This is a genomic window from Actinosynnema sp. NPDC059335, assembly GCF_042752395.1.
In the GTDB taxonomy this organism is placed as follows: Bacteria; Actinomycetota; Actinomycetes; order Mycobacteriales; family Pseudonocardiaceae; genus Actinosynnema.
The window spans coordinates 42535-54870 of sequence record NZ_JBHYXZ010000048.1 but is presented as its reverse complement, the minus strand read 5'-3'; the positions used below and the strand labels follow the sequence as shown (position 1 = coordinate 54870).

14 protein-coding genes are annotated in these 12336 nt (G+C 74.8%); 1 reads left to right on the top strand and 13 read right to left on the bottom strand.

All coding sequences use genetic code 11. The features are described from left to right. The 9 genes from ACFXGA_RS17490 to ACFXGA_RS17450 all read right to left on the bottom strand — a co-directional run. On the bottom strand, nt 1-498 hold a 498-nt coding region (locus tag ACFXGA_RS17490), incomplete at its 3' end, for a zinc ribbon domain-containing protein (protein ID WP_378088981.1). 8 nt (nt 499-506) lie between these two features. Beyond that, nucleotides 507-1067, bottom strand: a complete 561-nt coding sequence (locus ACFXGA_RS17485; RefSeq protein WP_378088978.1) for a phage tail protein — start codon at nt 1065-1067, stop codon at nt 507-509. Next, complete coding sequence (locus ACFXGA_RS17480; protein ID WP_378088976.1) at nt 1064-2998, bottom strand: putative baseplate assembly protein; 1935 nt, start codon at nt 2996-2998, stop codon at nt 1064-1066. Before ACFXGA_RS17480 ends, ACFXGA_RS17485 begins: the two co-directional genes overlap by 4 nt. Next, the gene (locus ACFXGA_RS17475; protein WP_378088974.1) at nt 2998-3408 is read right to left on the bottom strand and encodes a GPW/gp25 family protein; all 411 of its coding nucleotides are present in this window, start codon (nt 3406-3408) and stop codon (nt 2998-3000) included. The genes ACFXGA_RS17480 and ACFXGA_RS17475 overlap by 1 nt, the downstream gene beginning before the upstream one ends. Further along, nucleotides 3405-3719 carry a PAAR domain-containing protein gene (locus ACFXGA_RS17470; RefSeq protein ID WP_378088973.1) on the bottom strand — a complete coding sequence of 105 codons (315 nt, stop codon included), beginning with the start codon at nt 3717-3719 and terminating at the stop codon, nt 3405-3407. The genes ACFXGA_RS17475 and ACFXGA_RS17470 overlap by 4 nt, the downstream gene beginning before the upstream one ends. Nucleotides 3720-3740: 21 nt before the next feature. Then, nucleotides 3741-5489: a VgrG-related protein gene (locus ACFXGA_RS17465; RefSeq protein WP_378088971.1), complete on the bottom strand. Its 1749-nt coding sequence runs from the start codon at nt 5487-5489 to the stop codon at nt 3741-3743. Then, on the bottom strand, nt 5486-6250 hold the full coding sequence (locus ACFXGA_RS17460) for a LysM peptidoglycan-binding domain-containing protein (RefSeq protein WP_378088968.1): 765 nt from the start codon (nt 6248-6250) through the stop codon (nt 5486-5488). Before ACFXGA_RS17460 ends, ACFXGA_RS17465 begins: the two co-directional genes overlap by 4 nt. A 28-nt stretch (nt 6251-6278) precedes the next feature. Then, entirely contained in the window at nt 6279-6713 is a 435-nt protein-coding gene (locus ACFXGA_RS17455; protein WP_378088966.1) for a phage tail protein, read from the bottom strand. A 26-nt stretch (nt 6714-6739) separates the two neighbouring features. Further along, nucleotides 6740-7684 (bottom strand): hypothetical protein, encoded by a 945-nt coding sequence (locus ACFXGA_RS17450; RefSeq protein WP_378088964.1) that lies wholly within the window; start codon nt 7682-7684, stop codon nt 6740-6742. Between the two features lie 55 nt (nt 7685-7739). Between ACFXGA_RS17450 and ACFXGA_RS17445 the strand changes: the two genes are divergently transcribed. Further along, entirely contained in the window at nt 7740-8507 is a 768-nt protein-coding gene (locus tag ACFXGA_RS17445; RefSeq protein WP_378088962.1) for a hypothetical protein, read from the top strand. 1101 nt (nt 8508-9608) lie between these two features. Here the strand turns inward: ACFXGA_RS17445 and ACFXGA_RS17440 are convergent. The 4 genes from ACFXGA_RS17440 to ACFXGA_RS17425 are packed head-to-tail and all read right to left on the bottom strand — an operon-like array spanning nt 9609 to nt 12221. Then, nucleotides 9609-9767, bottom strand: coding sequence for a DUF6760 family protein (locus tag ACFXGA_RS17440; RefSeq protein WP_176947121.1), 159 nt, complete (start codon nt 9765-9767; stop codon nt 9609-9611). Continuing rightward, entirely contained in the window at nt 9764-10219 is a 456-nt protein-coding gene (locus tag ACFXGA_RS17435) for a hypothetical protein (protein ID WP_366201755.1), read from the bottom strand. The genes ACFXGA_RS17440 and ACFXGA_RS17435 overlap by 4 nt, the downstream gene beginning before the upstream one ends. Further along, nucleotides 10216-10656, bottom strand: coding sequence for a phage tail protein (locus ACFXGA_RS17430; protein WP_233815714.1), 441 nt, complete (start codon nt 10654-10656; stop codon nt 10216-10218). The genes ACFXGA_RS17435 and ACFXGA_RS17430 overlap by 4 nt, the downstream gene beginning before the upstream one ends. Nucleotides 10657-10697: 41 nt before the next feature. Then, entirely contained in the window at nt 10698-12221 is a 1524-nt protein-coding gene (locus ACFXGA_RS17425; protein ID WP_378088959.1) for a phage tail sheath family protein, read from the bottom strand. Nucleotides 12222-12336: the final 115 nt, after the last annotated feature.

The window sequence follows — 12336 nt, the reverse complement described above, 5'->3', positions numbered from 1 at the left end:
GCGCGCGCGGGCGCCCCGGGGGGGGGGGGGGGGGGGGGTGTCGGGGGGGGGGGGGGGGGGGCGTGGGGGGGGGGGGGGGGGGGGGCCCGGGGGGGGGGGCCCCCCCCCCCCCGGGGACGCCAGGGGATCCGCCACCGGTCGCTCCTGCTGCGGCGCGGCGGACGGCCGCCCGGCCGGCTCACCGCCCGCGGTGGGCTGCCCCCCGGCCACACCGTCACCCGCTCCGGTCCCGGCGGCACGTCCCGGCGGCCCCGCGGCCGGCCGGTCGGCCGGATCCCCCGCCGCACGCGCGTTCGCGGCCGGCCCTGGCCCGGCCGTTCCGGGCTCCGCCGCCGAGCCGTGCGCGGTAGCGACCGGCGCGGGTTCGACGGGCGGGGGTGTTCCCGGCCCCGCGGCCGGTCGGGCGGCCTCGGCGGACCAGCCCAGGTAGGTTCCGCAGTTGCCGCAGAAGTCGTCGCCGTCCTGCACGGACGCGCCGCACTGCGGGCACGGGCGCACCACGGCCGTCACCCCCCGCCCGCGGGCGGGGCGTCCGGCACCTCGACCGCGCACCGGACGTGCACCGGGCACACCGCCTCCACCAGCGCCTCGACCCGCTCCCGGTCCACCGGACCGGACGAGCCCGCCCACACCCGCACCACGACCACCTCCGCCGCCGCGCCGGGCAGCGGCGTGTCCGGGGAGCCCGACCAGCGCACCCCGGGACCGTCCGCCACCTCCGCGCGCACCCCCAGCGACAGCTCCAGCCGCTCGACCAGCCCGCGCACCGTGCCGCGCTTGCGGTGCAGCTCCACGGCCCGGCGCACCAGCGCCCGCCGCAACGGCTCGGGCCACGCCGGGTCCAGCCCCGCCGCCACCCACGACGACAGCCAGGCCAGGAAGTCCTCCGGCGCGAGCGTCGGGTCCAGGTACGCGGCCAGGTTGTCCAAAGTGGACAACACTGCCGACAGTACGGCGTCCAGCCCGGCGGTGAACCGCTGCGCGAAGTCGTCCGCCGCGTACAGCGCGGGCAGCATGTCCCCCAACGGGTGACTGCTCGGCAGCTCCGGCAACGCCGCCCTGGTCACGGCGCACCGACCGCGACCTGGTGCTGGTGGGAGAACACCAGCGCGTTGGGCGCGACGTCCAGCCGGTCGACCGGCCCGCCCCGCGCCCCGGTCACCGGGTTCGCCGGGAACATCCGGATCTCGTCCACCAGCAGCACCCCGGGCACCGCCTGGAGCACGGAGAACACCTCGCCGAACTGCACGGGCCTGCCGAAGCCCCAGCCCCGGCCGTCCGGCCCGCCGCGCAGCGGGTTGAGGTACCGGTACAGCGCGGCCAGGGCGTCCTCGCGCACCTGGTCCACGTCGGCCGCGGTGAGCCGGGCCACCACCGTGATGCCCTGGTAGCGCGGCGGTTCCACGACCAGCCGGGTGCCGAGCAGGCGCCGCTCGTCCAACCGGCGCGAGACCGCGGCCAGCACCTCGTCGGAGGGGATGAGCTGCTCGAACCGCAGCCGGTCGCCCTCGTCGGCCACCGCGTCGGGCACCACCAGCACCCGTGCCGCGCCCGCCTCCCCCGCCACGGGCAGGCAGCGGACGCGGGCCAGCGACGGCGCGGCCTGCCGGGCGATCAGCTCGTGGTCCTCGGCGGTGACCGCGCGGTCCTGCACCCGGAGCTGGTTCGGCGCGCGGAGCTTGGCCTCGGCGACCGTCTCGGCGTCCACGCCGCCGATCGCGGCCTCCCGGTTCTCCACCGCCGACACGTAGGGCACCGAGCTGCGCAGCACCGAGATCACGCCGCGCGCGACGTTGCCCGACCGCCCGCCGCCGGTGCGGTAGCGCGGCACCCGCACCACCGCGCCCTTCGGCGGCACCGCGCCGTAGCGCCGCAGCGTGCCGTCGGCCTCGCGGACCGCGGGCGGGAACTGGAACTCGCCGATCGACGCGTCGAGCACCACGTGCCGGTCGTCGGGCCCGGAGGCCCCGAAGTCCTCGACCACCGACCAGTCCTCCCAGCCGTCCCCGGCGGAGACCTGGACCACGACCGGGTCGCCGTCCAGCAGCACCGGGGCCCGGGGCACGCGGAACCGCTGGCCGGGCACGCCCGCCGACTCGCCCAGCGGCACGTCGACCTCGGTCTCGGCGTGCTCGGCGGTGGCGGTGCCGCCGATCGTGTAAGCCTCGGCCTCGCGGACGGTCGGCGACTCGGAGTAGAACGGCTGGCCGGGCGCCGGCGCGGTGACCCGGCAGCGCAGCCAGCCCGCACGCTGCCCGGCGATCACCGACGTGGTGTGGCCGCCGGGCACGTGCAGCACGACCTCGCCCGGCCGGTTGAGGCCGCCGGTGCCGTCCTCGTCCACCTCGCACGCGGCCCAGTCCGCGCCGGTCCACGCCTCCCACACCAGCGGGGGCTGCCGGGGGTCGACGCCGATGCCCTCGACGCGGCTCTCCAGCCGCAGCACCACCACGCAGTTCGGCACGGCGGCCGTCAGCCCGAACAGGGTGGCGTCGCCGGGCGCGGGCGCGTGATGGAAGCACGGCACGTCCTTGCCCGCCTCCAGGTCGCGGGTGCGGTCGGCGTGCTCGCCGGACGCGGACCGGGTGACCAGCCGCGCCAGGTCGCACGGCACGATCGGCAGCTCGCCGGTGGTGGCGAACACCGTCGCCTCGGCGGACTCCGAGCCCATGGTGGCGACCTCGGTGCCCGCGGGCAGCGACACGGTCTCCGCCTGCGGCGCGGACAGCCAGAACGTCACCCGCGCGCGGGCCGCGGTGGGCGGGAACAGGCGCACGCCCAGCAGGTCGAGGAACGCCAGGTAGTTCTTCTCCGGCACCCGGTTCAGCCGGTACACGAGCTGGTCGGTCATCTGCGCGAAGGTCTCGATGAGCGTGACGCCGGGGTCGGACACGTTGTGGTCCGTCCACTCCGGACAGCTCTGCTGGACGTAGCGCTTGGCCTCGTCCACGAACTGCTGGAAGCGGCGGTCGTCCAGGTTGGGCGCTGGGATCGCCATCAGTCGGCCTCCCCTTCCTCGGACGGGATCGTGTAGAACGGGAAGACCAGGTTGCGCTGGTCGTTGGTGGACTTCACGGTGTAGCGGATGTCGATGTAGAGCGTGCCGACGTCGACCGAGTCGAACGCCACCACCACGTCGCTCACGTCGATGCGCGGTTCCCAGCGGTCCAGGGCCGCGCGCACCTCGCGCGAGACGTGCCCGGCGGTCGCGCCGTCGGCGGTGGCGAACACCAGGTCGTGGATGCCGCAGCCGAACTCCGGCCGCATCGGGCGCTCGCCCGGCGCGGTGCCGAGGATCAGCCGGATGGCCTCCTGGATCTCCTGGTCCCGGTCGACCATGCCGATGCCGCCGGTGGGGCCGACGCGCAGCGGGAAGCCCCAGCCGCGGCCGACGAAGTCGGCGCTCACAGCGCACCCCCGATCATCACGGTGCCCGGCCGGGGCGAGATCTTCGCCTTGCACGAGGTCTCGTCCAGCGCCCCGGCGGCGGGCAGGCCGCCGATGAGCACGCCCCGGCGCGCGACGGCGGGCGTCGGCATGACGATGTTGGGCACGGCGTTGTGCGGCACCACGGCGCACACGTGCACGCAGTTGATCGTCGCGGCGGGCTTGCCCTCGATCAGCACCGTGAGCAGGCGGGCCGCCGAGAGCGGGTTGAGCGGCGCGCCGATCGCGCCGCCGTGCACGGTCAGGTCGCCCTGACGGGCGGCGATGGGCATGGCGGAACTCTCCTCACGTGGTCAGTTGAGCTTGATGAGGGTGCCCTTGAGCGTGAGCACGCCCACGCCGGCGTCGATGGTGATGCCGGACCTGTCGAGCGTGACGGAACCCGGGCCGGCCTTGACCGTGGCCGAGGTGCCGGTGAGCGTCACGGAGCTGAGCGCCGCCACGCCTCGCGGGCCGCGCACGGACACCTCGATCCGGTTCTGCTTGTCGTCCAGCAGGACTTCCAGCCGCTCGTCGCCCGTGACCAGCCGGACGCCGGTGGCGGCCCGGCTGTCCAGCAGCTCCAGCCGGTTGCCGTTGCGGTCGGCGACGGAGCGGCGGTTGACCTTGCCGCGCAGGGGGTCCACCAGGGCGCGGCCGTGCGGGGAGGGCTTGTCGACGCCGTTGTAGAGCCCGCCGATCACGTAGGGCCGGTCCAGGCTGCCCTGCTCGAACCCGACCAGCACCTCGTCGTCCACCTCGGGGCTGAACACCCCGCCGCCGCCGACGCCGCCCCACTGCACGGTGCGCACCCAGTCGGTGACGTAGGTGTCGTCCAGCCAGGGGAACTTCAGGCGCACCCAGCCGCGCTGGTCCCGGCCGGGTTCCTTGATGTCGGTGACGATCCCGGTCGCCAGGCCGGGCATCCGCTGGCTGCGGGCGGGCGCGTTGCCGCCCGTGACCAGGCCGGCCAGCGACCGGTCGTAGGAGGCGCTGACGGTCAGCGTGGTGCGGTAGCCGGTCTCGGGTCCGAGGACGTGCCGCGCGCCGGTCACGGTGTAGCTGCCGTCGAAGTCGGGGCCGTACCGCACCAGCGTCACGGGGTCGCCCGCGCGGAGCTTGGGGTTGCCGTCGACCACGGCTTCCAGCTCGCCGAAGCCCGCGCCGGTGGACGCCTCCAGCGAGCGCGCCACGCGGGTCGCCTCGGCCTGGGTCGCGTACGGGGTGTCGGTGACCAGCAGGGGCGCCGTCGTGGGGAACTTCGCGTTGGCCGTGCTCGCGGCCAGCCCCGGCCGGACGGTCTTGCTCGGGGTGTTCGGCTGCACCGCGACCAGCGCCTTCTTGGTGGCGACGTCCCAGCTCCGCACCTCGACGCCGTTGGCCTGGTCGGCGGTGGTGAGCACGGCGCGCAGGGAGTGGGTGTTGGCGCCGAACCTCAGCACGTGCGGGTCGCCCGACGCGGACGCCTTCGGGGCCTTGCTCGCGGGCGTGAGCTTGACGAACTCCAGCCGTCCCCCGTCGTCCACGCGCACCACGGCGTCGTGCTCCTGGGCGAGCGTCTGGAGGAAGTCCCAGTCCGACACCCCGGCCTGGCTCAGGTGCCGGTAGGTGACGTTGGCGACGTCCAGCCGGCCCACGGTCAGGCCCGCGCCGAGGGCGACCTTGCGCACCACGGCCGAGGCGGACATGTTGCGGAACGCCTGCACCTTCCGGCCGCGCATCAGGCGGTGCGCCCGGCTCATCGCCCGGACCACCACCAGCACGGCCGGGCTGTCGTAGTCCATCTCCAGCGCGGTGACCTCGCCGGTGAACACCGGCTCGGGCGCGGTCACGACGGAGGCGGCGATCGACACCTCGACCCGGCTGCCGATCCGGATGTCCGCCCGCCGGAGCAGCTCCCGGTTGGCGTCCCGGTAGGTCAGCACCGCGCTGTCGGGCAGCCCGACGTTCTCGTCCACGACGCAGCGGACCAGGAACTTCGCCTCGTCCCGCAGCTCGTTGCCGTCCACCGTGACCACCGCGCTCGCGGCGTGGCTGTCACCCATCGCGTTCGGCGTGCTCACCGCTCCTCCTCCGTCCCGCCCGCGGTGCCCGGGACCAGCAGCTCCGTGCCGGGCGTCAGCACCATGGGGTCGTCGATGTCGTTGGCCTCGGCGATGACCCGCCACGCGGTCGCGTCGCCGTACTCGCGCCACGCGAGCTGGGGCAGGCTGTCCCCGGCGACCACGCGGTGCGTGCGCCGGGCCTCGCGCGAGCCGGACGTCGGGTTCTGGCCGGGCGTGCCCGCGCCCGCCTCCTCGATGGACAGCGAGCAGGTGGCGCGCAGCGGTTTGCCGTCCACGTCGAACAGCGAGTACTCCACCGACAGGCTGGACAGCACGCCGTCGAAGGACACCGACTTGGCGGTGCCCCACTCGAAGCGCACCCACGGGCTCGCGGGTTTCTCCTTGCGCAGGCTGGCCTTCGTCGGCACGCAGGCGATCATCAGCTTCTCCACCCCCTCCTCCACCGAGTTGTCGTGCTCGGAGGTCGCGTCCAGGAACACGTCCACGCTCAGCGACCGCGGCCCGCTGCCGACGAACTCCGGCAGCGACGCCTGGTCGGCCATCCGCGCGGGCTTGCGCCGCCACTCGACGCTCTTGCTGAGCGACAGCCGGTTGGGGTTGAACTGGAACTTGACCGTGGCCAGCCGCGCACCCGGTTTGGCCCCGCTCGTCGCCGGCGGTTCCATGATCACCAACTGCGCCTTGACGAGCCCGGAGCCGAAGTACGCCTGGACGGCCTTGCCCGCCTTGACCGCCCCGGCCTGGAACTTCGATGCCACGGTCCCCTCCCCTTCCCCGCTCGCGCGCTCAGTCGTCGCCGGACGCGTGCAGGCCCTCGTGGGCGAACTCCAGCGTCTCCACGGCGGCCTGGGACTGGTTCGGGTCGAAGCTGGGGCCCTGCCAGCGGACCGGGATGATGCCCATCACCTGCCAGCTCACGATCGGGGTGAGGTCCGGGGCCAGCGCGACGATCTCGCCGTCCTCGCGGTCGGCCTCCTTGATGATCTCGTTGAACCACTTGAGGACCTTGGCCGAGTCGGCGGTCACCGGGCGGGTCATGGTGATGTTGGACCAGGTGATGCGCGAGGGCAGGCTCCAGGTGAAGTTGTTGTTGCCGCCCTCGGCGTACTGCTCGACCTCGACCTGCGCGCCGAGGCCGTCGCAGGTGTGGAACATGCCGAGGTCGTCGTCGGCGATGGTCAGCCGGAAGAAGACGCTGCTGGCGAACACGTCGTCGCTCACTGGTGCTCCTTGGTCGGGCCGGCCGGCTAGCGGCGGCGGTCGTGCAGTCGGCCGTTGCGCTCGCGGCCCTCGCGCAGTTCGGCGCGCAGGAGCCGGCCGACCGGGTCGAGCAGCCTGCGGGCCAGGTCGTCGAGGTCGAGCGGGGGCAGCGGTTTGTTGTCGTCGCCGCGTTCGGCGGTCGGGGTGTCGGCGCCGGCGGGTGTGGTCCTGGTGGTCGACGGGGTCCGCTGGACGGTCGTGGTGGCGGGCCACTTCGCCGGAACGTTCCCGGGCGTCGGGCGCGGGGCGTCGGCCGGCGCGGTGGAGGTCCGGTCGCGCCGGGGTTCGACCGGGGTGCCGGAGGGGTGCGGGTGCGCGGCCGGGGGGAGCTTCGGGGGGTGGTCGAGCGGTCGGGGCGGGGTTGGGCGCACCACCGCCGGCGCGGTGTGCCCGGGTCCGCCGGTGTGCCGCTGGACGTGCACGCGCGGGGCCGGTGGGGTGGTCGTGCGGCCGGGTGCGCCGGTTGGCCGCGGGGGTGTCGGGTTCGGCGTGCCCGACCACCGGGGGCGGACCACGGGGCGGGCTGCCTTGTGCGGCAGCGGTTCGGGCAGGCCCGTGTTGGTGGTGAGGGGGCGTTCGGCGATCAGGGGCCGGGGACGGGGTTCGGGTACGGGTCGGGTTGGCGCGGGCGGGGCGGTGGCCTGCCCGGCCGGGAGCCGGGTCACCGCGACCACCGGCAGCCGCTGCACGCTCGGACCGGCCTCCGGTGCCTTGGCGCGCACGCGCTGCACCGGCCGGTCCAGCGCCGGCCGCCCGGCTGGAGCCGTGGGGGCCACCTGAGCCTTGCCGTCGCGGGCCTTGCCGTCGGGCGCGTTGCGGTCCGGTGCCTTGGGCGCGTTGCGGTCCGGTGCCTTGCCGCCGGGTGCCTTGCGGTCCGGTGTCTTCGGCGGACGTGCCCTCACCGGCGACGCGGTGGCCGGGAGTTCCGACATGGGCTCGCCGATCCCGGTCCCCCGCTGGACACGGGCCACCGGGGGTGTCGGGGCCGTGCTGCGCTGGACCACCCCGCCGTGGCCGCCGGCCGACGCGGTCGGGGGCAGGGCCGTCAGCGGCTCGCCCAGCACCGGCGCGGAACGCGGCGCGGGCCGCTCGGCTGCTTTGGCGGGCTTCGGTGGCGCGGCGCCCACCACGGGGAGCGCGCGGGCCGGTGGGATCGACGGCCTGGCGAGCGTCAACGGCGGTCGCACCGGGCTGAGTCGGACTGCCCTGGCGCCGGGTGCCGCCGGCCCCGCCGCGCTGCCGCTCCGCACCGCCTGCCGCCCTCCGGTCGGCGCTGCCCCCGGCGAGGCGGCAGGTGTCGGGGCAGCGGGCGGCGTGGCTCGCACCACGGGCGAACCGGTGGGCGACGCCCCGGACCCCGGCACGGCCGAGCCGGTGGACGACCACGCGGGCCCCGACACGGACGAGCCGGTGGGCGGCGCGGTCGAGCGCATCACCGGCAAGACGTGTGGCGCGGCGGAAGCCGGACCTGCCGCCGGGGGCGTGAGCGGGACGGCGGGCGAGGCGGCAGAGGGACCACTCGCCGAGGTGGCTGCCGGGATGCCCGTCGAGGCCGAGAGCAAACCGGCCTGCGGCGCGGCGGCTGAAGCCGCAGACCCGCTGCTCGGCGACGCAGCCGCCGAGGTAGCGGACCCGCCACCCGGCGACGCAGCCGCGGTAGCGGACGGACCGGTCGCCGAGGCGGGCGAAGCGCCGGCCCCACCACTCGGCGAACCAGGCTTGCCGGCCTGCGAGGCAGGCGACGCACCGGGTTGACCAGTGGGGGAAGTGGGTGGAACGCCGGACCGACCACTCGGCGAGGTAGGCGGGACGGCGGACCGATCGCTTGGCGCGGCGGGCGAGGCGGTGGGGCGGCCGGTCGGCGAGGCGGGTGGAGCACCGGACCGGCCACCCGACGAGGTGCCCGGCGTGCCGGCAGACCGACCAGTCGGCGAGGCAGGCGAGGCAGGCGAGGCAGCGTGCCGGTCGGCCGGCAGTGCGGCGCGCGAGACCACGAGCGGTGTCGTGGCAGCCTTCGGCCCTGCCGCAGCGCCTTTCCCGCCCGCCCCGTCCGCTGTCCCCGCAGCCGCACCAGTCCCGCCGGCGGCCCCGGGAACGCTCGTCGTCCCGAGAATCCCGGCAGTCCCGTCCATCCCCGTGCTCCCGGCGGTCCCGTCCGACCCCGTGATCCCGGCGGTCCGACCGGTCCCGGCAGCGCCGGACGCCGCACCGGTGCCGGAGGTCCCGCCGGCACCGCTCGTCCGAGCGGTCCCGACAGTCCCGGCGGTCCGGGCAGCGCCGGCGGTCTCGCCGGTTCCGGCAGTTCCAGCGGTTCGACCGGTCCCCGCGGCGCCGGCAGGCCCGTCGGACCGGGCCGACCCGGTGCCCCGGCTCGTCGCGGCGGTGCGGGCGGTCCGGCTCGGACCGGGTGCGGCCTTGCCGGACCGAGCCGGGCCGGTGGTCGGTGCGTTCCCGCCCGCGCCACCGACGTCCCCCCGCGCCGCGGGTCCGCCGTCCTCCTTCCGCCACGCCACCAGCAACGGACCGCCGCCCGAGTAGCGCGACCGGTCCGACACCTCCGGCCCGATCACCCCTCCGACCAGCCCGGACGGCGCGCTCGCGCTCACCGAGTGCCCCAGCTCACCCCCGAGCCGGTGGTCGCGCCACGACGTCAACCCGTCCCGGGACCGCAGCCCGTCCCCCACCGCCACCCCGCCGCGCCGGACCACCCCGTCCAACGGCGGCACGGCGCGCCAGCCGCCGTCCCAGGCGGGACGGGTCGGAGCGGTGACCCGGTCGGGCTCAACCGCCTCCGCGCCACCCGCGCCGTCCGCGGCGCGCTTCCCGCGCCGCAACCAGTCCCGGAACCCCACCGGTTCACCTCCCCTCGTTCACCCTCGTGTTGATGCGCGCGATCTCGCGGACCCAGCTCTGGCGCTCGTGGTGCGCCAGGTCGAGGATCTCCTCGCGCGGCCAGTGGAAGTGGTAGGCCACGTACGCGACCTCTTCGAGCAGCCGGTCGGCCGCGTACGTCACGATTCCCCCAGGCGACCACCCGCGAGGTCCACCTCGAACGCAGTGCCGCACGACGGGCACGTCACGCCCGCCCGGGTGTGCCCCTCGCTGTTGATCCGCCGGTAGAAGTCCTGGAGGAACGCGATGTCGGTCGCGTACATCTGCTCGACCACCCCGGCGTGGACCTCGCGGACCGTGCCCAGTTGGGTGATGACCTGGCTGAGCAGCACCACGCTGAGGTAGCCGGGGTTCTCCTTGACCCGCAGGTCGATCTGGGGCCGCAGCTCGTCGCGCGCGGTGGCCAGGCGCATCCGGCCGTGCCGGTGCACCACGCCGTCGGGGTCGACGTAACCCCGCGGCAGCTCGAAGTCGAACTCGGTGCGCAGCCCGCCGCGCGCCGTGCCCCGCTCCGGCTCGTCCTTGGGCTCGACCAGCTCGTCGAGCTGGTCGAGCGCGATCGTCCGCCGCCTCATTCGACCGTGATCTCCTCGAACACGAGCGTCACCTTCTCGGTGGCCGCGCTGGACTCGCCCGCCTTGAACGACGGCCCCTCCCACTTGCTGGCCCACGCGCGGTACAGCGTCATGCGGCGGACCGTGTTGCCCTCGGTGTCCTTGACCTCGATGGTGATGTCCTGGCGGGCGGCGGTGACCGCGCCCTTCTCCAGGGTTTCCTTGAGCCAGTTGGTGAACGTGACGCTCTGGTCCAGGCCCCGGGTGAGCGTCACCTCCCCGCCCTTCTGCGCGCCCGGCTGCTTGCGCAGCACCGGCTTGCCGGTCTCCGTCACCTGGGAGACCTCCACGACGTCCTCCTCGACGGTCAGCCCGCTGACCTCCTGGAGCGACTCGACGGTGAACCCGCCGAGCTGGACGCCGAAGATGTGGGTGGAAAGAGCATCGCCCTCTGCCATGGGTGGTGCCGCCTTTCTCGTTCACGCCCGCGCGGGCGGGGTCATTCGCTGACGAGGCTGGTGCTGTCGGAGAACTGGGAGAGCTGGAAGACCACGAACTCGGCGGGCTTGACCGGGGCCACGCCGATCTCGCACACGACCTGGCCGAGGTCGATCGACTCCCGCGGGTTGTTCTCCCGGTCGCACTTGACGTAGAACGCCTCCGCCGGCGTGCGGCCGAACAACGCGCCCCGCCGCCACTGCTCGGTGAGGAACCCGGTGATGTTGCGCCGGATGCTGGCCCACAGGCGGTCGTCGTTGGGCTCGAAGACGACCCACTGCGTGCCCAGCAGGATCGACTCCTCCAGGAAGTTGAACAGCCGGCGCACGTTGAGGTAGCGCCACGCCGGGTCGGACGACAGCGTGCGCGCGCCCCACACCCGGATGCCGCGGCCGGGGAACGACCGCACGCAGTTCACGCCGATGGGGTTGAGCAGGTCCTGCTCGCTCTTGCTGATGTTGATCTCCAGGTCCACCGCGCCGCGGATGACCTCGTTGGCGGGCGCCTTGTGCACGCCGCGCTCATTGTCGTTGCGGCTCCACACGCCCGCGATGTGCCCGGCGGGCGGCACGAGGGTGTTGCGCCCGTTGGCCGGGTCGAAGACCTTGATCCACGGGTAGTACAGCACCGCGTACTTGGAGTCGTAGTTGGCCTCGTCCAGCCGCCAGGTGCGGATCTTCTGCGCGTTCATCCCGGGCGGCGCGTCGAGCAGCGCGACCCGGTCGCCCATCTGCTCGCAGTGCGAGATCATCGCCAGCTGGACGGTCTTGACGCCCTCCAGGTCGATCAGGCCGCGCCGGTAGGCGCTCATGAGGTCGGGCGCGACCACCATGGTGACCTCGTCCACGCTCTCCAGGCCGCCCATGCCGGTGCGCTCGTCCGGGTCGCCCAGGTACTCCTTGGCGTCGAGCCGGGCGAGCGCCTTCGACGGCGCGGGCGCGGCGGGCAGCGCCACCTGCTGCTTGTCCGGGCGGGCGAGCGCGCCGTTGGACCGCTCGCTGACCGTGATGAGCTTGGACCGCTCGGACACCTGCGTCACGACGTAGTTCTTGACGTTCTTCTTCGTGGAGACGTCGTAGGTCTCCACGACCTTGCCGCCCTGCTTGACCAGCAACCTGAAGCGGTCGTCGGGCGGGTTCTCGCCGTCGGCGTCGGCCACCTCGACCGACAGGTCCGGGCCCGCGCCGGGCAGGGCCGCGACGTGCAGGCCGCCCAGCTCGGCCGGCGCGGGCGCGGCGGGTTCGGCGTCGGCGTCGGTCGCCTCGCCGCCGACGCGCACCACGTACGCCGCGCCGCCGCCGTTGGCGAAGTAGCCGTAGACGGAGTGCGGCAGGTAGGCGTCCTCGGTGAAACCGCCGAAGAGCTGGACGTACTGGTTCCAGTTCGCCACCAGGGTCGGCCGGTGGAAGGGTCCCCGCTCGGCGAAGCCGATGAAGGCGGCCACCGCGGTGCCGACGCCCTCGATCGGCCGCGCCCCGGATTGGACCTCCTCCACGTAGACGCCCGGTGAGAGGTACTGCGGCATGGTCGCTCCCTGTCTCTTCCCGCTCTGGCGGCTGCTGTCGCTCTGGCACCTCCCAGCCTGCTGCGACCCGCCTCGCGCGGGCAGGGCTGCCGGACCTCGACCGGGGGCAGAGCCG

Excerpts from the sequence above, each read along its gene's own strand:
- ACFXGA_RS17480 (WP_378088976.1), bottom strand. The coding sequence starts at position 2,998 with ATGGCGATCCCAGCGCCCAACCTGGACGACCGCCGCTTCCAGCAGTTC.
- ACFXGA_RS17470 (WP_378088973.1), bottom strand. The coding sequence starts at position 3,719 with ATGCCCATCGCCGCCCGTCAGGGCGACCTGACCGTGCACGGCGGCGCG.
- ACFXGA_RS17450 (WP_378088964.1), bottom strand. The coding sequence starts at position 7,684 with ATGTCGGAACTCCCGGCCACCGCGTCGCCGGTGAGGGCACGTCCGCCG.
- ACFXGA_RS17435 (WP_366201755.1), bottom strand. The coding sequence starts at position 10,219 with ATGAGGCGGCGGACGATCGCGCTCGACCAGCTCGACGAGCTGGTCGAG.
- ACFXGA_RS17430 (WP_233815714.1), bottom strand. The coding sequence starts at position 10,656 with ATGGCAGAGGGCGATGCTCTTTCCACCCACATCTTCGGCGTCCAGCTC.
- ACFXGA_RS17425 (WP_378088959.1), bottom strand. The coding sequence starts at position 12,221 with ATGCCGCAGTACCTCTCACCGGGCGTCTACGTGGAGGAGGTCCAATCC.